This window comes from Shewanella carassii (genome assembly GCF_002777975.1).
Taxonomy (GTDB): domain Bacteria; phylum Pseudomonadota; class Gammaproteobacteria; order Enterobacterales; family Shewanellaceae; genus Shewanella; species Shewanella carassii.
In genome coordinates, this window is the sequence record NZ_NGVS01000023.1 from 182,121 (window position 1) to 201,565 (window position 19,445).

Here is a 19,445-nt window from a genome sequence, read left to right on the forward strand (position 1 = left end):
CGCCATGGATATCTGGCAAATACTCGGTATCACCGCCACCCAAGATGAAGCGGCGATCAAGCAGGCTTATCGCACCCAACTCCGCGACTGTCACCCGGAGGATAATCCAGAAGGCTTCAGAGCACTGCGCAGCGCTTACGAGCAAGCCCTGGCTGCGGCCCGCCCGGCAACCCAGGCCAAACCGCTGGAGCTGAATACGCCCTCGCCCGCAGCGGCCAACGCACAACCATTGCCGCAACAAGAGACACAATATCAGCCACAACAAGAGTCGCTGCAGCAAGATTACAGCTACCGGGCCCAACCGCCGGAAACCCAGCAAACAGCTGCCAAAGCCCAGGTTGAAACCCCGGAGAGTCTGTTCCAGCAGCTGATGAGCATGTTGGGCAATGAGCGCCTGCGCTTTGACAATGAACACTGGTATCAGTGGGCCGAGCGTGTCGGCCAAAGCTCTCTTTCCTGCCAAGCCCAGTTGTCGCAGTGGGTTCAGGCGGAGATCCTCAATTGGCGTTGGCTGCCCGGACAAATCATCAAGCATTTATGGCATGCGCTGGAGTGGAGTTCACTTGAACGCGGCGATAAGGCGCAGCAACAAAGAGCGGCTTTTTTCGATTGGTGGCTTTCGCGGCCGAGCCCTGCGCCGCTGAACTGGTTGGCGACTCAGGATCATGCGACTCAAATTGCCATTCAAAGCTACTACCAGCCATTGCAAAATGCATTGCTTGACTGTGACTTCCCGCAGCTGCGTATGTTGTTCTTAAGCAATCATGTCTGCGGCGTGTTGCACCCATCACTTGCGATTGTTCAACTCAAGGCTATCAGGGCATTAAACCTGAATTGGCCCGTGGAGCAGTTGCTTGAGCTGTGTGACTTTGTGTTGCAGCAAGGTGATCCCTGGGGGGAAGAGCTGGTGCTGCTGGCCGAGATCAGTCGCCTTTGCGGTAAAGAATCCTTAGCACTCAAACTCGCCGATGAGCTCAAGCGGGATGAGTTACCCCAGCAACTCGCCGAACATCTGGAAAACTGGTATCTGCCAAATACGCCGCGTTTGGCACTTTGGTTTAAGGCATTGGCCTGTCAGCAAGATTGGAACTGGCGAATATCGGCAGCCTTCGAAGAGTGCTGGTTTGATGAGCCCCAAGAGACGGATTTTATTGAACAACTGTTGTACAAGGCTGCATTCAACGAAGGCGCTCTGCCCCACACCATATTACCGCTTAAGTTCTTGCCCGGTTATGAAGGCGCGTTGGCGAGATTGTTCTGGGCATGTCAGCTGGGCAGTTGGCAACAGATTGAACAGTACGCTCAATTGCCGGCTTGCGATCGCATGGAAGCCGGTTGGCATTATCTCGGCGAGTTACTGTGCGACATTGCGACAGAGATCCTCGCCAATAGACCCAAACATGCCGTATTTGAAGCGCTGGCGGCAGGTTATGGCCAGCCCAACTGGTTTACTATGTCTGCGCCCGATGCCCAAGCTTTCAGCCACCCCTCGCCCGAGGAGTGGTTGCAAGTTGGCAAGCGCTATCCCCTACTGCCGGATAGCTGGCTGCAGGCCTTGTGTCAAAGAGCCGAGGCCGAAGAATGGCTGTCACTGCTGACAGAAGATCCCAGCCTGTTTGGCATGCTGATCTGGCAACGTGAGGGGGTACGTCAGCCATTGCTGTCGGCGTTTGAGTATTCATCAGACGATGAAAACGGCGAGCAAGTCAAAGAGCAAAGTTATCAACCGGATATCGCCCTGGAGTGGGCAGAGTTCTACTATTCATTGTCATGGAGCAAAATCAGCCAGCGCTTGGCGATGCGTCAGGCACTTTCACTGACGCAGTTGCCGCCGCTACTTAAGGACACTCCCTTTGCCTTGGCTTGGCAGATGTGTGCGGAACCGCAAAACATCTCGCCGCTGATTGCCGAAGCCGTCATGCGTTGGCCCAAGCAGTTTGTGTTTTGCATAGAGCTGCGCAACCAGGTTGAGCGCTTGGCGCAATCAAGCTTAAGCGATGAAGAGCTCTGGCAACAGATTGATGCCGAGCAACTGACGGCACTGGGAGCCTTGATCAATCGCAGGGTTGAAAACAATGATGATATACACAATACCCTGATCCTTTGGGCGGCACTGAGATATCATCCCAACGCCGGTAATAGCTGGCGCTATGTCACCACGCCACAACTGGAGAAGCTTCAAGAGCAACTGAAACAGCAAAATATCAAATTCGATGAGTATTACTACGATGACAATACCCTGGCCTACGGTCTGCTAAATGATGACTGGGACCAGGGCATCCATCCGGAAGCCATTGATGCCTGTGCGGCAAAAAAAGAGGCCAAAGACTATGTCTATCCGGCCTGTTACTGCATAGCCCTGCTAGCCAATGACATCTCACGAATAGGATTTAATGGCACCTTGGTAGGAAACTTTCACAAGTCGCAACCTAAGCTTGGCGGTGATAGACAAAACACCGCCAAGCTATTGTGCCAACTGCTGGAAGACAAGCTCAACCAGGTTATCAGTGACGACCGAGATAAAGCGCCGCAACGCTTTAATCTGTACAGCAGCACGCGCCTTTTTGTCTGGGCACTACTGGTGGCACTGCACGGTTTTCTCGTATTCCCCATCTATCCCGACAGCGCAGCCTCACTGCTCGACCCCATGTCCATAGTGCAGCAACTCGAGGCTCATAAAGGAAAACTCTTGGTGTTTCTGGCCTTTAACCTGTTTATGGTATTCAGGATCTGCAGTACCCGCCAGACATCGAAAGGCGCCCGCAACTATGGGGTGTGGTGCTCCTTTGCCATCGGGTTGGCCTTGGTGGGTAACAGCTTTTGGTGGGCGCTGCCACTGCTTCTCGGTCACCTTGTGGCGGCCGCAGGCACACAAGCCGCGTCTTCAATGCGTCACGGCTGGCCGAAGAGTTTTAAAGCACCCAGAAGAATTACCCTGGAGGAAATTGTTTATTGATCCCAGTGCGCCAGTGCATTTTGAATCGCCTGGCGCACATCACGAATATAGTGTTCATCCTGGGAGGCCAGAGCCTGTTCAAAACTAAGCAACCAGTGCTCTATTTGACGCCGCTCGCCTCCCAGGCATTCCTCATACATGCGATGTAGCTTTGCCGTCAGGTTGAGGTTGGGTAATTGCTCGCGGGGATGCACTTTCAATCTGGCAAGCCTTTGCTTGCTGGCTTGTCTATCGTCTTCAGATACCCCGGTCGGGCTGCGATCAATCACTTTCTGATGTACCTCTCCAGTGCTGGTGATGGTGACATCCACTTCAAGCATACCGTTGATATCGTAGCTGAATCTGACATCCACCGACTGCAACCCTTGTCCGGTTGGAATATCGATATCGAGATCGTCAATGTGCAGATTATTGGCAACCCAAAGGCTCTCTCCCTGATAGATGGCGATACACACCTGGCTCTGCTCTTCATGACCGGCGTAATAGCGTTGCTCCAGCGATACCGGCACCACAGTGTTACGTTCTATGATGGGACTGAACACCCCGGACTGGCCATTGCTCTCTACCCGGATCCCCAGACTGAAGGGACAAACATCGGTGAGGATCAGCTCCTCTACCGCTTCATCGCGCAAACGACAGGCGGCCTGAATGGCAGCGCCCATGGCCACCACCCGGTCGGGATCCAGCTCCTGGCGGCCAAAGCGGCCCAGTAACCTGGTAGCGACCTGCTTTACATGATGCTGACGGCTGGCCCCCCCCACCAGAATGAGTTCATCTATCTCTTCGGGCTGTAATCTGGCGTCGGCAAGTGCCTGGCTCAGCGGTTTTCGCAGCCGGTTCAGTGTCTGTTGCCAAATCTTTTCCAGCTCATGGCCGTCGAACTCGAGGTTGATATCCTGCTCGCCACTCAAACAGACCCGGGTTCCCTGGCCATTACTGTGACGCTTGGCATTTTCACAGGCGTAATAGAGCTGACTGAGGTACTTGAGAGATTGGCTTTCACGCTCCAGCTGCAGCTTTTGCAACACGCCATCGAGCAGATCTTGAGTGAAGTCCTCACCACCGAGACGGTTATCACCAGCTGAAGCGCGAACTTCTATGATGCCATCTTGGAACTCGACAATGGTGACATCGAAGGTACCACCACCTATATCAAATACTAGGAAACGTCGGCTATGGGACTCGTGTAAGCTGTAAGCCATGGCGGCGGCTGTGGGTTCATTGATAAGGCGTACCGCTTCCAGCTCGGCCAGCTCCGCAGCCGTATGCACTTGTTTGCGCTGCTGATCATTGAAGTAAGCCGGTACAGAAATCACCACTTGCTTAATGGCGTGTCCGAGATAGGCTTCAGCATCGGCCTTGAGGGTACTGAGTATGATGGCGCAAAGCTCAGTGGGGCTGAACTCCTGACCTCCGAGGCGATAGCGTTTCTCACTGCCCAAAAAACGTTTGAATATGGCGGCAGTATTACGTGGATGAGTTATTAAACGTTCGGCGGCCGGACGGCCAACCAATAAATGCATATCTTCATCAATACTGACGACTGATGGGGTTAAATCCTCTCCCAAGGCATTGGGGATCATCTGCACCTTACCATCGCGCCAAAGTGCAATGGCACTGTTGGTGGTGCCCAAATCTATGCCGATTGCGGGTACTTCAGGCTTATCCATCACCTAACTCCTTCCTTTTCCTGCTTGTCCATCTTCGCCGGGGTGAATTTCCAGCGCCCACACTATGCCTAAAGTTCGACAAAGCAACAAGTTAAATACCGAAAAACCAACAAAGACGAAGGATTATTGATCTACCTGTCCCGGATGCAGATAACCAAGGGCGTCCCATAGAGTTCTCTGGGGGAAACCAAGAATAAGGCTGATAACTGCGATAAGCCTAACGATCTTTTGAATATGGCAAAGGAGCAGGGATTTGCATCCTGCATAACGGCACGATAAACCCAGCAATCCGCTAACCTATACCAGGCTAATCGCCTATCATCAAAACTCAGATACGAAAAAGCCCGCCTGTTTGCACAAGCGGGCTTCTCTGAATATGGGGGAGGAGCGGGGATTTGAACCCTGCATAACGGCGCGATAAACCCGCCATTCTCTAACCGCCTATACCTGGCTAATCGCTATCATCAAAACTGATATACGAAAAAGCCCGCCTGTTTACACAAGCGGGCTTCTCTGAATATGGCGGAGGAGCAGGGATTTGAACCCTGGATGGGCTATAAACCCATGCCGGTTTTCAAGACCGGTGCATTCAACCACTCTGCCACCCCTCCGAACGCTGCAAATACTATAGCGAGGATATGAGACTGTAAAGCAGAAAATGTCACGGCCTTATCTATTTGCTCAATCTGCACTCAATCTTTGGGCGTTTCCTCTGCATGCATTGCCAAGCGCGCTGGATCCGGCTTGGTAAAACCTGCCCTCACCTGCGACCAGTCGGCAAACTGTCGCAGTTTGTAGCCAGCAAATACCAGCACGCTGCAACCCAGGATCCCCCAGGCAATAGCGGTTTCACCGGCCTGGGCCCACACAGCCACCAGGCTTGATGCTCCAAATGCCAGTGTTATCTGTAAAAAGTTTTGCAGCCCGGCCGCTTTGGAGGCGCACTGACTGAAATGCTGCAGCGCACTGTTAACCACTATCGGATAAATGGCACCATTGGCGGCGGCCAGCACAGAAAACGCAATAAGCAGCGGATAGATGGTTTGCGCCTTGAATATCAAAGTCGCCACAGCAATCGCCAACACACACAAACCAAACAGGGCCAGCAACAGTTTAAGTGTCATCTCGCTGCCTACCCGGCGGATCAGCAACTTGCTGGCATAGCCACCGACGATAAACATGATGGTTTGCGGAATAAAACTTAAACCTATGGCGTCAGCCTGATAACCGTGCTGCTCCATCACTATCGGCCAGAGTGTCAGGTAGGCGAAGAAAGCCCCGGAACATGCACCATAGATTAGCACGTTGCCCAAATAACCTGTGTTGTTGAAAAAGGTCTTGTAAGCCACCTTGACTTCAGATTTGGTTGTACTCTTGTTTGCTGGCTTAACCAACACCATGGTCAATGCCATCAATGCCAGAGCCGTCGCCGCCAAAATGAAAAATATCGCTTCCCAACCCAGATGCCCAAGCACCTTGGCGCCGAGAATAGGCGCCAAGGCCGGTGACAAGGCCACCAAGGGCATGATGTTGGAGAAGATGCGCTGTGAGTCTTTGACATCATACTGCTCTACCACCAAAGCCTGCCAGATAACAGCAGCGCTGCAGACGCCAATCGCCTGGAAAAAACGGAAACAGTTCAGCATGATAATATTGTCACTGAAACCGATACAGACTGTCGCCAAGGCAAACAGCGCCAAACCACCGAGCAGTGAGTTGCGTTTACCGAAACGCTGCACCAGAGGGCCGTAGAGCAGTTGACCCAGGGCCAATCCGGCTAGGAAAGAGGTCAAGGACATGGCTACTTGAGAAGCGTTGGCATCAAGAGAGCTTTCAATTGCTTTGAATGCTGGAAGATACATGTCGGTCGCGATGAAAGCCAACATGCTCAGGAGCGCGAGATAGCATAAAAACATGAAATATTTAAGAGTCATATACAACCTGATTACAACTTAAGATAAAAGTAATATGAATGCCGGTGCAGTCTAAAGCCTTGCTCTATCGAGGTGAAACGTTTATTTTTGACTTATGCCTTCAAATATTCTCACAGCAAGGAATCGCCATGCTTTCTGAACAGTCGTTACAACTTATCGATATTGTTTCTCACCTTGGCAGTTTCACCGCCGCAGCCAACAAGCTGCACAAGGTGCCCTCCGCCGTGAGTTATGCCATAAAGCAGATTGAGGAAGAGCTGGGGGTTGTGCTGTTTGAGCGTCATCACCGCAGCGTCAGTTTGACGCCCGCCGGAGCTCACTTCGTCAAGGAAGCCAGGATTATGCTCAAGCAACTGGACGATCTGAAACGGGAAACCCAGCGGGTGGCCAATGGTTGGCAACCGACGCTGTCCATCGCTTTGGACAATATCGTCAGGGCAGACAGGATCAGTGTGTTAATTGCCGACTTCTATCGCCACTTCACCGATGTGGAGCTGATCATTCGCATTGAGGTGTTCAACGGTGTTTGGGAAGCCTTGTCTACCGGGCGCAGCGATGTTGCCATAGGCGCAACCACCGCCATTCCGGTCGGCGGCGCTTACCATCACAGAGACATGGGCGACATCGAGTGGGCATTTTTGGTGAGCAAGTCTCACCCATTAGCGACCATAGACCGTCCTCTGGAGGACGAAGAGCTCAGGCCCTTCCCTTCCATTTGCCTGGATGACACGTCAAGAGAGATCCCCAAGCGCCACACCTGGTTGCTGGACAATCAGCGCCGCTTGGTGGTGCCGGATTGGATCCGGGCCATCAACTGCTTCCGCGAAGGCTTGGGGATAGGTTATATGCCAGTACACCTTGCCAGCCCCTTTATTCGCGCCGGAGCCCTGGTGGAAAAACAGTTGGCAACGCCGCTACCGGCCAGTTCCTGCTGTCTGGCTTGGAATGCCAACAAGATGTCACCGGCGCTTAAATGGGTACTGGATTATCTGGGCGATACCGAAAAACTGCACAGAGAGTGGCTCGCCTGACTTTAATTCACAAAAGATTCAGTGTTTAATGGCACAATCTATAACAGGAAAACGGTAGCGGAACCATATACGGTTTAAACTGCTCTAACATGGAAACTAGCCGGGTCGTCAACCCGGGCTATGTCAGTCAACCTTCGGAGAAGCAAATGACTCAGCAAACCCTTTATTCGAGCCAAACTTCCACTATGGAAGTGAACAAAATGCTCAGAAACACCTACATGCTGCTGGCAATGACCATAGGGTTTTCAGCCGTATGTGCCGCCATCGCCATGGCGATGGGTATCGGCCCCATGATGTCACTGGGACTTTCCATCGGTGGCTTGGTGTTGCTGTTCGTTACCCTGAGAAAGGCGGAATCCGCCGCCGGGATCTTTTGGGTATTTGCCTTTACCGGTATGGAAGGCGCGTCTCTGGGTTATATCCTCAACCATTACGCCGGCATGAGTAACGGCCCTGAGCTGATTATTCAGGCCTTTGGTCTGACATCAGCCATCTTTGTCGCCCTGTCGGCCTATGCCGTGACCACCAAGAAAGATTTTTCCTTTATGCGCGGCTTCTTGATTGCCGGTCTGGTGGTCGTCATAGCCGCTGCGGTGATCAATATCTTTGTCGGTAACGGCGCAGTATTTATGGCAGTCAATGCGGGTATCGCCCTGCTGATGACAGGCTTTATCTTGTTTGATACCAGCCGTATCGTTAATGGTGGTGAGACCAACTATATTCGCGCCACCATCGCCCTGTATCTGGATTTCCTCAACCTGTTTATCAGCCTGCTGCACCTGATGGGTGTTGGTGGCGATGACTGATCCCCATGGGATGGAAAATAGGTTAAAATGGCCCTAATTCAGGGTCATTTTTTTTGGTATGAGCAAACTTATTATTATGGTGAATGGCAGTGTCTACGGCCCGGCGGCCGGCTTCCATGCACTCAAATATACCCGGGCGGCGCTGCAAGCGGGTCATGAGGTTCACTGCGTATTCTTTTATCAGGACGGCGTAAGTCAGTCCAATGCCCTATGCGCGCCAGCATCGGACGAATTGGACTTAACTGCCGCATGGCAACAGTTGGCAGAGGAGTGGCAGCTTAATCTGGTGAACTGCGTCTCTGCCGCCCTGCGCCGCGGTGTGCTTTCAGCACAGGACGCCAAGGACAACGCCAAAGCGAGTTCTAATCTGGCCGCTGGCTTTACCATGGGAGGGCTTGGCGAGTTGGTCACCGGGCTTGAAAAGAGTGATCGTCTGGTGAGTTTTTAATGAAGAAAATAGCCATTATTTTTCGCCGGGCTCCGCATGGTTCGGCTTCCGGCCGCGAAGGCCTGGATCTGGCGCTGCTGAGCGCCAGTTTCGAGCAAGAGGTGAGCCTGATCTTCACCGATGAAGGCGTGCTTACGCTGCTGAAGCAACAGCAACCTGAGCTTATCGGCTGCAAGGATTATATCGCCACCTTAGGTGCGCTGCCGCTCTATGACATAGACACTGTGCTGGTCTGCAAACAATCGTTGCAGGAGCTGGGACTTGGCCGCACTGAACTGGTTATTCCTGCCACCATTTGTGATAACGAGCAGATCCGCCAGGCCCTGCTGGATGCCGATGAGGTTATAGTCTTCTGATGATATTACACCAAATACAAACATCGGCGGCGCGCGACACTGCGCTGTCCTGCGCACTGAGATATGCTGGTAAGACAGACGTGTTTTTGCTGGCCGGCGATGCAGTAAGTGCCCTGCTGAAACGTCAATGGGCCATGGCGCTATCACCCTTTAAAGTGGTGCTGGTGGCCGATGACGTTAAGGCCCGCGGACTCGAGGACTTTCTCTCCAATTATGAACAGTTGGATTATCCGGCGCTGGTAGCGCTGACATTGGCTCATACAAAGGTTATTTCGTGGTAGATTTTATTCAATTCAATGACAAGCAGATAGCGACCGATCCTCAAGGGTACTTGAAGCAGGTTTCCGACTGGACGCCCGAGCTGGCGCCTGTCATCGCCGCAGCCGAAGAGATAGAGTTGACCGAGGCTCATTGGGAAGTGGTTAACTTTGTGCGTAACTTTTATCTTGAATACAAGACCAGCCCGGCTATTCGGGTTTTGGTCAAGGCAATCGGCCAGGCACTGGGGCCGGAAAAAGGCAACTCCAAGTACCTCTACACCCTGTTCCCGATGGGGCCGGCCAAGCAGGCAACCAAGATTGCCGGGCTGCCCAAACCTGCCAAGTGTATTTAATACGACTCGATTCCGCACACAAAAAAGCCCCGAACTTCGGGGCTTTTTACTATGCAGAATAACTATTTTAAATTCTCATATACCAGCATAGCTGCCTTGCCGAGCGTGGCTAAAAACAGGGCAGAAAAAACTGCAATGACGGCCACGTAGGCAAGCCAGCGCAGGTAGCGCTGACCTTTATCCATATGACCTCACCCATCAACCTATTTTTTCAATGCCACCCATATAGCTGCGCAGTGCTTCAGGTACTGTGACACTGCCATCGGCATTTTGGTAGTTTTCCAAAATGGCCACCAGAGTACGACCAACTGCCAGCCCTGAGCCATTCAGTGTGTGGATAAGCTTTGGTTTGTTGTCGTCTTTGGAGCGATAACGGGCCTGCATGCGCCGCGCCTGGAAGTCACGCACGTTAGAGCAGGAAGATATCTCACGGTAGGTATTTTGAGCCGGAACCCAGACTTCAACGTCGTAGGTCTTGGCGGCACCAAAGCCCATATCACCGGTACACAGGACGATAGTTCTGTGTGGCAGACCCAGCTTCTTCAGTACGTTTTCAGCGTGACCAACCAACTGTTCCAATGCGGCTTCAGAATCTTCCGGTTTCACCAACTGCACCATTTCGACCTTGTCGAACTGGTGTTGGCGGATAAGACCGCGGGTATCTTTACCGTAAGAGCCGGCTTCACTGCGGAAGCATGGCGTGTGAGCGGTCAACTTGATAGGCAACTCGGCCTCATCCAGTATGGTGTCGCGTGCCAGGTTAGTCAGCGGCACTTCGGCGGTTGGGATCAGGCTAAGCCCCTGGCCTTCCTCTGTGGCCGGCTTGGTGTGAAACAGATCTTCACCAAATTTAGGCAGTTGGCCTGTGCCCTTAAGGCTGGCTTCGTTGACCAGTAAAGGCACATAGCATTCGGTGTAGCCGTGCTCCTGAGTATGCAAATCCAGCATGAACTGCGCCAAAGCGCGGTGCATACGGGCAATTTGGCCCTGCATAAAGATAAAGCGCGAACCCGTTACCTTAACGGCACTCTTGAAATCCAGTCCTTTGAGCAGTTCACCGAGATCCACATGATCTCTTACTGGGAAGTCGAACTCCCTTGGTGTGCCCCAGCGGCGGATTTCCACGTTGTCGTTCTCGTCTGAACCCACAGGTACAGATTCATCCGGCAAATTGGGAATGCTCATGGCAATAGCATCCAGCTCTTCAAGCAGCGCACTCAGCTCCTGCTTTTTACTGTCCAGCTGGCTGCCGAGATCGCCTACCTGCGCCATGATTGGAGCAACGTCCTCACCGCGGGACTTGGCTTGACCTATGGACTTGGAGATGGCATTGCGACTGGCCTGCAGCTCTTCGGTTTCCACCTGCAGCGACTTACGCTTTTCTTCCAGCTTGGTCAGCCTGTCTACATCGAGGATAAAACCGCGGGTCGCCAGGCGCTCCGCAGTTGTTGCGAGTTCATTACGCAGATATTTTGGATCTAACATGTCTACTTGTCTTATCAGTTATACGCGTGAAAAAATCAGCAGTTGTCCCAGGTAAACCATGGCCAGGCACAGTCCCAGGTTCAACGCCACATTCAGAAATGCCTTTAGCAACTCACCTCCCTGTATCAGCAGTAAGGTTTCATTTGAGAAAGTCGAGAAGGTTGTCAGTGCACCAAGAAATCCGACACCAACCAGCGCCTTGATCTCAGGGCTGATATGACTGAGTTCTCCCAGTGCATAGATCATCCCCATCAGAAATGAGCCAAGTACATTAACAGCCAGTGTACCAAAAGGAAAACCACTGCCAAATAGCTGGAGCACAAATATCGATATCAGGTAGCGCAAAACTGCGCCGGTTGCACCGCCAAGGGCGACAACGGTCAGATTAATCATACCTTTTGTTCTCACTTTGGCGGTCGAGCTGGCAAAGCTGCGCCAACTTATCGCGGATCCGTTTCTCGAATCCCCGCTCAGTCGGATAATAAAAACGACTCTCGGCCAAGGCTTCGGGGAAATAACATTCGCCGGCGGCATAGGCATTGGCCTCATCATGAGCATAACGATAGCCTTCACCGGCACCAATGGATTTCATCAGTTCGGTCGGCGCGTTTCTCAAATGCATGGGAACAGGCTGCTGGCCGGTTTCCCGGGCCAGTTGTCTGGCCGCCTTAAAGGCTGTGTACACCGCATTACTCTTGGGCGCCGAGGCCAGATAAACAATCGCCTGCGCGATGGCACGCTCGCCCTCTGCCGGGCCGACCCGGTGGAAACAGTCCCAGGCGTTGAGAGCAACTGTCATTGCAGTAGGATCGGCATTCCCCACATCTTCAGAGGCTATCGCCAGCAGGCGTCTTGCAACATACAGAGGATCGCAGCCCCCTTCCAGCATACGACAAAACCAATAGAGCGCCGCATCCGGCGCCGAGCCGCGAATCGATTTGTGCACGGCTGAGATCAGGTCGTAATATTGATCGCCATTCTTATCAAACCCCGCCAACTGTTCACCGGCTACCTGTACCAGCATAGCCTCGGTAAAACTACCGCCGTCCGGCAGCATGTCACTCATCAGCTCCACCAGGTTGAGAACCTTGCGGGCATCACCATCGGCGAGTGTCGCCAACTTGGCCATCAGCTCCTGCGGCATCTGCAACCTGCGTTTGCCAAGACCACGCTCTTCATCAGCAAGCGCCTGGGTCACTATGGTAGCAATCTCGGCTTCATCGAGACGCTTAATCAGATATACCCGCACTCTGGAGAGCAAGGCGTTATTGATTTCAAAAGAAGGGTTTTCTGTGGTGGCGCCAATAAAAATCACTGTGCCATCTTCAATAAAAGGCAGAAAAGCGTCCTGCTGGCTCTTGTTGAATCTGTGCACCTCATCGACAAACAGCAAGGTGCGCTGGCCGCGCGATTGCGCCACGTTTTTGGCGTGTTCTATCGCCGAACGGATCTCTTTCACCCCGGATGTGACCGCAGATATTCGCTCCACATGGGCATTGGCATAATGAGCGACCAGCTCTGCCAGCGTAGTCTTGCCGGTACCCGGCGGTCCCCAGAACATCATGGAATGGGCCTTGCCGGCCTCCAGTGCCAGTCTCAGCGGTTGCCCCGGTCCCAGCAAATGCTGCTGACCGACGTACTGCTCCAGCGTCGACGGGCGCATTCTTGCAGCCAGAGGGCGAAAGTCGGGGGCGAAATCAAAGCTCAGGCTGGACAAGGTTAACCTTCCCGCCCTGGGCGCTGATCGTCAATGGAAACGCCTTCGGGAAGCTCAAATTGGAACAGTGTCTTGTCGCTATCGGTCAGCGGCTGCTGCTCGCTCAGGTTGAACTGACTGAAATTACCCTGAGTGTCTTTCAGTGCCAGTCGGGTCAAAGTGTCATCGTTGAAACAGACGCTGACCTGCTGCACTCCGGCCTCTTCAGTCTTGGGTGCTATCTGGAAACACTCTTTATCCAGAGTGATGTTATAGCGAGCCCAACTGGCCTCGTCGCGGCGCACCAAAAGCGTCATGGGCGAAGCGGCAATGGCATTTTCCAGCGCCAGTACGCTCACTTCCTCGGCGAACGGGTTATAAATCCAAACGTCTTTGCCATCTGCCACTATCACAGATTCATCCGGCTGCTGCAGATGCCAGTAAAACTGATTCGGCTGCGCCAAGGCGAGCTCGCCACTGCCTTGCTGAATAAGCTTGCCATTGATATCTGTAACCTGCTGCTGGAAATCGGCTTTCAGACCGGCAATGGCATCTAACTTCGCTTTGAGTTGTCCGGCATCATCGGCCACGGCCGGTAAGCTCATTGCCAGAGCAAGAAACATAACGCTTTTTTTCATTTGTACCTCAAATCTGTCTTATCTTGGCGGCGGTGGCGCCAATACTTCGCGGTTGCCATTATGGCCCTGGGCACTGACCACCCCTTGAAGTTCCATCTGCTCTATGATGCGAGCGGCGCGGTTATAACCTATCTTGAACTTACGCTGCACACTGGAGATAGAGCCGCGGCGGGTTTCGGTAACAAAGGCCACGGCTTCGTCGTAGAGTGCATCCAGCTCCTCCTCGCCACCTTCCGGTGCTTCACCGGGCAGCAACACCTGTTCGCCGTCACTGGCTCCCTGAAGAATTTCTTCAATATATTGAGGCTTACCGCGGGCATGCCAATCGGCAACCACCGCATGCACCTCATGGTCGTCCACAAAGGCACCGTGAACCCGGTTGGGCACGCCGGTCCCCGGGGGCAGATAAAGCATATCGCCCATCCCGAGCAGGGTTTCGGCGCCTTGCTGATCCAAAATGGTGCGCGAGTCGATGCGGGAAGAAACCTGGAAAGCGATGCGGGTGGGAATGTTGGCCTTGATAAGGCCTGTTATCACATCCACAGACGGGCGCTGGGTCGCCAGAATCAGGTGTATACCGGCAGCGCGGGCTTTCTGGGCGATACGGGCAATCAGCTCTTCCACTTTCTTACCGACTATCATCATCATGTCGGCAAATTCGTCCACGACAACCACGATAGAGGGCAACTTGTCGAGTTCAGGCGCCGTATCTTCCATGCTTTCGTTGGACTTCCACAGCGGATCACATATTGGTGTTCCAGCCGCCTTGGCCTCGGCGATTTTGGCGTTAAAGCCCTTGAGGTTACGCACCCCGAGCGCCGACATCAGTTTGTAGCGCCGCTCCATCTCACCCACACACCAGCGCAGGGCATTGGCGGCCTCTTTCATATCCGTAACCACTTCACACAAGAGATGCGGAATACCTTCATAGACAGAAAGCTCCAGCATCTTGGGATCTATCATGATAAAACGCACATCTTCCGGGCCGGACTTATACAGCAGACTGGTGATCATCACGTTGACCCCGACCGACTTACCCGAACCTGTGGTACCAGCCACCAAAAGGTGCGGCATCTTGGCCAAGTCCACCACGACCGGATCGCCGGCAATGTCTTGTCCCAGCACCATGGTGAGGTTGGATTTACTGTCCTTGAACGCCTGGCAATCGAGGACATCACGCATAAATACAGTTTCGCGGAACTTGTTGGGCAGTTCCAGCCCCACATAGGCCTTACCCGGAATAACCTCCACCACCCGCACACTTTCAGCCAGCAGAGAACGGGCTAAATCTTTGGATAAGTTGGAAATTTTTGAAGCCTTGACCCCGGGAGCCAAGTCCAGCTCAAAGCGGGTGATCACAGGTCCAGGATAGACTCCGACTACTTGCGCAGTAATATTGAAGTCAGCAAGTTTGCTTTCCACCAAGCGTGCCACCTGATCCAGTTCTTCTTCACTGATGGGGTTCTTCTTGCGATTAGGCACATCCAACAGCGAGATGCTCGGCAAGGGATCCATAGGTTGCTTACGCTCTTTGGAAGCCCCTTCTTCACCGGGTAAAATAATAATGCCGTTTTCAACCCTGGCTTTCTGGGTTTGCAATTGCCGCTCTTTATGACTGATAGCCCCTGTAGATGCACGCTTGTCGAAGTCGATTGTATCGCTTCCCTCGGTGTTATTCTGCCAAGGCGGCGTATCTTCAGCATTGCCCGAGGAAATGCCCGCAGCCTTGTCAACCGCAGTCCCGGCAACGCCAACCGAAAGCACCGGCTCTACCCTGCCCTGATGCTTGGGCTCAGTATCAGAGTTCTCATCGGCCATCTCCGCGGCTTCCCGCTCAAGAGTTTGCTGCTCCTTTTTACGGAAACGACTCAGTAGCCCGGGTTTCTTAACGGGGGCTTCAATAACCTCATCATCGTCATCTTCTTCGAACGCTTCTTCTGGTTCAAGGTCACCCCGCTCGCGGCGGAACTTGTCCACTACCGACATAAAGCCGCGGGTATCTTCAGTTTCTCTTGGGCCAGACAGGTGTGCCGGTAACTGTTTGAGCTTGCGAAAACACCAGATAGTTGCAAAACCGGTAAGCTCGACTATGGTAAGCCAGCTTATTCCAGTCAGCAGAGTGAAGCCCGCACCGACAAAGCAGAGTAGCAGCAGTGTGGTCCCCAGTTGATTAAAGTAAGGCAACATGGCCTGGGCTATTACATCTCCAGCTACACCACCGGCCGAAAATTCATAGATATCGCCGGCATTCATACTGGCCAAGGCAGCAAGGCTCAGCACCATCAACAGGAAGCCTATCAAGCGCAAGCCGACCGAGAAGTAGTCTACTTCCAGCAACTTGTGAGCACGCCTGAAGATCAACCAACCGGTTCCGGCAATGATGACGGGGATCAGATAGGCGGTATAACCAAAGAAATAAAACAGGACATCGGCCAGCCAAGCACCTACGGCACCGGTAACATTCTCAATCTTTCCTTGATAGTTAGACTGACTCCAGCCCGGATCGCCCGGATGAAAGCTGCCCAGCGCCAACAGTATATAGATGGCGATCATGCAGCACAGAATAAGCCCCCCTTCCAGCAGACGTTGCAGGCCGCTGAGGGTTCTGACGCTATTTCCCTGAGACAAATGCGATTTCCATAAGCAAACGAAAAACGGATGGATTTAAGATACCAGAATCAACCTGAATGTGCAGCGAATAAGCCCGCGAAAGCGGCGGACAAAAAGTTTTTTTATGCCGGAAAACTTATCTGGTCCAAAAAGTACACAGCAGTGATGAAAAAGGAGCCTCATAGACTCCTTATCCAAGAAACGAAACCGCTATCAAACTTCAGCAGAAATACCTATGGCCACTTTACTGGTTTGTTTCACCTCTTCCATCACCACATAGGTGCGGGTATCGGATACTGAAGGCAATTTTAAGAGGGTTTCACCGAGCAATTTGCGATAAGCAGACATATCGGACACCCGGGTCTTGAGCAGATAATCGAAGTCGCCCGATACCAGGTGACATTCTTGAATATCATCCAAAAGCTGTACGGCACGATTAAACTTATCGAAGACTTCCGGTGTATCTCTATTGAGGGTGATCTCGACAAACACTAGCAAGGATGCACCTAAAAAGTGCGGATTGACCAATGCGGTATAACCGTTAATGTAGCCTTGTTTTTCAAGACGCTTAACGCGTTCAAGACAGGGTGTTGGACTCAAACCAACACGTTTGGAAAGCTCAACGTTGGAAATGCGACCGTCAATTTGCAGTTCATTAAGAATGTTACGATCGATACGATCCAAGTCTTTTACTGGACTCTTTTTATTATTTACCATATTTTTAACCTTGTTTTATCACTAAAACAACATTTAATTTTGCGTATGTCACAAGTTTAGCAGCATAATCTGCCCGGGCAATACTATACTAGACTTTCCTGAATTGATCACGTTCAGGTCACTATAAAATAACAATTATGCCCATTAAAAGTGGGTTTTTTAGTATATTGAGGCTCGAAAATGATAATTGGTGTTCCAAAGGAAATCAAAAACCATGAATATCGTGTGGGTATGGTACCGTCCAGCGTACGCGAATTGACTATGCATGGTCATCAGGTTTTTATCGAAACGAATGCTGGTAATGGAATTGGCTTTACTGATCAGGACTATATTGATGCCGGTGCGTCTATTTTGGACACGGCCGCAGAGGTTTTCGCCAAGGCTGAGATGATAGTCAAAGTCAAAGAGCCGCAGGCCGTAGAGCGTGCCATGTTGCGCCATGATCAGATCCTCTTTACCTATCTGCACCTTGCCCCCGATCTGCCCCAGACCGAAGAATTGGTCAATAGCGGCGCTGTTTGTATTGCTTATGAAACAGTTACCGATGACCGTGGTGGCTTACCTTTATTGGCTCCCATGTCGGAAGTGGCCGGACGCATGTCTATCCAGGCCGGGGCGATGGCGCTGGAAAAATCCATGGGTGGTTTAGGCATGCTACTCGGTGGTGTTCCCGGAGTTGAACCGGCGAAAGTTGTGATTATCGGTGGTGGCATGGTAGGAACCAATGCGGCGCAAATGGCGGTGGGCATGGGCGCCGATGTGGTAGTGCTGGATCGCTCCATCGATGCACTGCGTCGTTTGAACGTACAATTTGGCTCCAAGGTTAAGGCCATCTATTCAACGGCCGATGCCATTGAAAAACATGTATTGCAAGCCGATCTGGTCATAGGAGGCGTATTGATCCCCGGCGCCGCAGCGCCCAAGCTGGTTACCCGTGAACATGTCAAGAAGATGAAGCCAGGTGCCGCCATAGTGGATGTCGCCATAGATCAAGGAGGTTGTGTGGAAACCTCTCATGCCACCACCCACCAGGATCCTACCTATATCGTTGATGATGTGGTGCACTACTGTGTGGCCAATATGCCGGGCGCTGTGGCGCGTACCTCCACCTTCGCGCTGAATAACGCCACCCTGCCCTACATTCTTAAGCTGGCCCGCTTGGGTTACCGCGACGCGCTCTTGTCTGACAAGCATCTGCTGAACGGTCTTAACGTGATGCACGGTAAGATCACTTGTAAAGAGGTCGCCGAAGCTCACAATATGGCTTATACCGCGGCCAGCGAACTGTTACAGTAAATAGATCCGCTGTCGTTTTAAAGGAGCCCGAGGGCTCCTTTTTCGATTAAGCCAATCTAAAAGATTCTATCCCAGGCGCTTTACCCCTAGGGGTAAATTACCTACAATCGCTGCAATTTGCCAAGGCAGGGAGAATAAAATGAGCCAAGCCAAACATTGTAACTTATTGATATTAGGGTCAGGCCCAGCAGGCTATACCGCAGCCGTTTATGCTGCCCGTGCCAACCTCAAGCCTGTGATGATCACTGGCATCCAACAGGGTGGCCAGTTGACCACGACAACAGAGGTCGAGAACTGGCCCGGCGATGCCGAAGGCCTCACGGGGCCGGCGCTGATGGAACGGATGCAAAAGCATGCCGAGAAGTTTGATACCGAAATCATCTTCGATCATATTAATGAAGTTGACCTGCAACAGCGTCCTTTCACCTTGAAAGGTGACAACGGTGAGTACACCTGCGATGCGCTGATCATAGCCACAGGCGCATCCGCCAAGTATCTCGGTCTGCCATCTGAAGAAGCCTTCAAGGGACGTGGTGTATCTGCTTGTGCCACCTGTGACGGTTTTTTCTATCGCAATCAGAAAGTGGCCGTCATCGGCGGTGGTAACACAGCGGTTGAAGAAGCGCTCTACCTTTCCAACATCGCAGCTGAAGTGCACCTGATCCATCGCCGTGACAGCTTCCGCTCTGAGAAAATCCTCATCGATCGTCTGATGGATAAGGTCGAAAATGGCAATATCATTTTGCACCTAGATCAGACTCTCGATGAAGTGACTGGCGATGCCATGGGCGTGACCGGACTCAAGATGAAAAGCACCAAAGACGGTAGTATTTCCGATTTGGAAGTGGCCGGAGTGTTTGTTGCCATTGGTCACAGCCCCAACACAGGTATTTTTGAAGGCCAGTTGGAAATGAATAACGGTTACATCAAGGTTGAAAGTGGCCTCAATGGCAATGCCACCCAAACCAGCATCAAGGGCGTATTTGCCGCCGGCGATGTGATGGATCAGCACTATCGTCAGGCCATCACCTCAGCCGGTACCGGGTGTATGGCGGCTCTGGACGCCGAGCGCTTCCTGGATGCTCAGAAATAAGCTCCGCCAACAAACTGAAAAGCCAGTCATTGATGACTGGCTTTTTTTGTCTGAGACATTGAAACATAAACAAATCACAAAAATGAAAAAAGGGAC

18 protein-coding genes and 1 tRNA gene are annotated in these 19,445 nt (G+C 52.3%); 9 read left to right on the plus strand and 10 right to left on the minus strand.

The features are described 5' to 3' along the window. The first annotated feature begins 4 nt into the window (after window positions 1-4). Entirely contained in the window at window positions 5-2,956 is a 2,952-nt protein-coding gene (locus CBE72_RS11820) for a J domain-containing protein (RefSeq protein ID WP_100143686.1), read from the plus strand. Here the strand turns inward: CBE72_RS11820 and CBE72_RS11825 are convergent. The 3 genes from CBE72_RS11825 to punC form a co-directional block, all read right to left on the minus strand. Next, entirely contained in the window at window positions 2,950-4,626 is a 1,677-nt protein-coding gene (locus tag CBE72_RS11825) for an Hsp70 family protein (protein WP_100143687.1), read from the minus strand. The genes CBE72_RS11820 and CBE72_RS11825 overlap by 7 nt on opposite strands. Window positions 4,627-5,146: 520 nt before the next feature. Continuing rightward, window positions 5,147-5,237, minus strand: a tRNA-Ser gene (locus CBE72_RS11830). An 81-nt stretch (window positions 5,238-5,318) separates the two neighbouring features. Further along, window positions 5,319-6,560: a purine nucleoside transporter PunC gene (punC, locus tag CBE72_RS11835; RefSeq protein WP_229671780.1), complete on the minus strand. Its 1,242-nt coding sequence runs from the start codon at window positions 6,558-6,560 to the stop codon at window positions 5,319-5,321. Between the two features lie 128 nt (window positions 6,561-6,688). On the opposite strand from punC, the gene punR reads away from it, so the two are divergent. From punR to CBE72_RS11865, 6 genes are all read left to right on the plus strand, one after another. Next, window positions 6,689-7,591, plus strand: a complete 903-nt coding sequence (gene punR / locus CBE72_RS11840; RefSeq protein ID WP_100143688.1) for a DNA-binding transcriptional activator PunR — start codon at window positions 6,689-6,691, stop codon at window positions 7,589-7,591. Window positions 7,592-7,737: 146 nt separating this feature from the next. Continuing rightward, window positions 7,738-8,397, plus strand: a complete 660-nt coding sequence (locus tag CBE72_RS11845) for a Bax inhibitor-1/YccA family protein (protein WP_100143689.1) — start codon at window positions 7,738-7,740, stop codon at window positions 8,395-8,397. Between the two features lie 58 nt (window positions 8,398-8,455). After that, window positions 8,456-8,845 carry a sulfurtransferase complex subunit TusD gene (tusD, locus tag CBE72_RS11850; protein WP_100143690.1) on the plus strand — a complete coding sequence of 130 codons (390 nt, stop codon included), beginning with the start codon at window positions 8,456-8,458 and terminating at the stop codon, window positions 8,843-8,845. Then, window positions 8,845-9,201, plus strand: a complete 357-nt coding sequence (gene tusC, locus CBE72_RS11855; protein WP_100143691.1) for a sulfurtransferase complex subunit TusC — start codon at window positions 8,845-8,847, stop codon at window positions 9,199-9,201. Before tusD ends, tusC begins: the two co-directional genes overlap by 1 nt. Then, on the plus strand, window positions 9,201-9,482 hold the full coding sequence (gene tusB, locus CBE72_RS11860) for a sulfurtransferase complex subunit TusB (RefSeq protein ID WP_044734474.1): 282 nt from the start codon (window positions 9,201-9,203) through the stop codon (window positions 9,480-9,482). The genes tusC and tusB overlap by 1 nt, the downstream gene beginning before the upstream one ends. Then, window positions 9,476-9,814 (plus strand): TusE/DsrC/DsvC family sulfur relay protein, encoded by a 339-nt coding sequence (locus CBE72_RS11865; RefSeq protein ID WP_100143692.1) that lies wholly within the window; start codon window positions 9,476-9,478, stop codon window positions 9,812-9,814. Before tusB ends, CBE72_RS11865 begins: the two co-directional genes overlap by 7 nt. A gap of 62 nt (window positions 9,815-9,876) precedes the next feature. Here CBE72_RS11865 and CBE72_RS20565 read toward each other — a convergent pair whose 3' ends face one another. The 7 genes from CBE72_RS20565 to lrp form a co-directional block, all read right to left on the minus strand. Beyond that, window positions 9,877-9,999, minus strand: a complete 123-nt coding sequence (locus tag CBE72_RS20565) for a hypothetical protein (RefSeq protein ID WP_025009737.1) — start codon at window positions 9,997-9,999, stop codon at window positions 9,877-9,879. 13 nt (window positions 10,000-10,012) lie between these two features. After that, window positions 10,013-11,299 carry a serine--tRNA ligase gene (gene serS, locus CBE72_RS11875; protein WP_100143693.1) on the minus strand — a complete coding sequence of 429 codons (1,287 nt, stop codon included), beginning with the start codon at window positions 11,297-11,299 and terminating at the stop codon, window positions 10,013-10,015. A gap of 18 nt (window positions 11,300-11,317) precedes the next feature. Beyond that, window positions 11,318-11,692, minus strand: a complete 375-nt coding sequence (gene crcB, locus CBE72_RS11880; RefSeq protein WP_100143694.1) for a fluoride efflux transporter CrcB — start codon at window positions 11,690-11,692, stop codon at window positions 11,318-11,320. Then, on the minus strand, window positions 11,685-13,016 hold the full coding sequence (locus CBE72_RS11885) for a replication-associated recombination protein A (RefSeq protein WP_100143695.1): 1,332 nt from the start codon (window positions 13,014-13,016) through the stop codon (window positions 11,685-11,687). The genes crcB and CBE72_RS11885 overlap by 8 nt, the downstream gene beginning before the upstream one ends. Before the next feature lie 2 nt (window positions 13,017-13,018). Next, window positions 13,019-13,633 carry an outer membrane lipoprotein periplasmic chaperone LolA gene (gene lolA / locus CBE72_RS11890; RefSeq protein WP_100143696.1) on the minus strand — a complete coding sequence of 205 codons (615 nt, stop codon included), beginning with the start codon at window positions 13,631-13,633 and terminating at the stop codon, window positions 13,019-13,021. A gap of 18 nt (window positions 13,634-13,651) precedes the next feature. Then, on the minus strand, window positions 13,652-16,261 hold the full coding sequence (locus tag CBE72_RS11895; RefSeq protein ID WP_100143697.1) for a DNA translocase FtsK: 2,610 nt from the start codon (window positions 16,259-16,261) through the stop codon (window positions 13,652-13,654). A gap of 195 nt (window positions 16,262-16,456) precedes the next feature. Further along, the gene (gene lrp, locus CBE72_RS11900) at window positions 16,457-16,960 is read right to left on the minus strand and encodes a leucine-responsive transcriptional regulator Lrp (RefSeq protein WP_100143698.1); all 504 of its coding nucleotides are present in this window, start codon (window positions 16,958-16,960) and stop codon (window positions 16,457-16,459) included. Window positions 16,961-17,140: 180 nt separating this feature from the next. Here lrp and ald point away from each other — a divergent pair, with 180 nt between their 5' ends. Together ald and trxB are read left to right on the plus strand one after the other, a co-directional pair. Further along, entirely contained in the window at window positions 17,141-18,256 is a 1,116-nt protein-coding gene (gene ald, locus CBE72_RS11905) for an alanine dehydrogenase (protein ID WP_100143699.1), read from the plus strand. A gap of 139 nt (window positions 18,257-18,395) precedes the next feature. Beyond that, window positions 18,396-19,349 carry a thioredoxin-disulfide reductase gene (trxB, locus tag CBE72_RS11910; RefSeq protein ID WP_100143700.1) on the plus strand — a complete coding sequence of 318 codons (954 nt, stop codon included), beginning with the start codon at window positions 18,396-18,398 and terminating at the stop codon, window positions 19,347-19,349. Window positions 19,350-19,445: the final 96 nt, after the last annotated feature.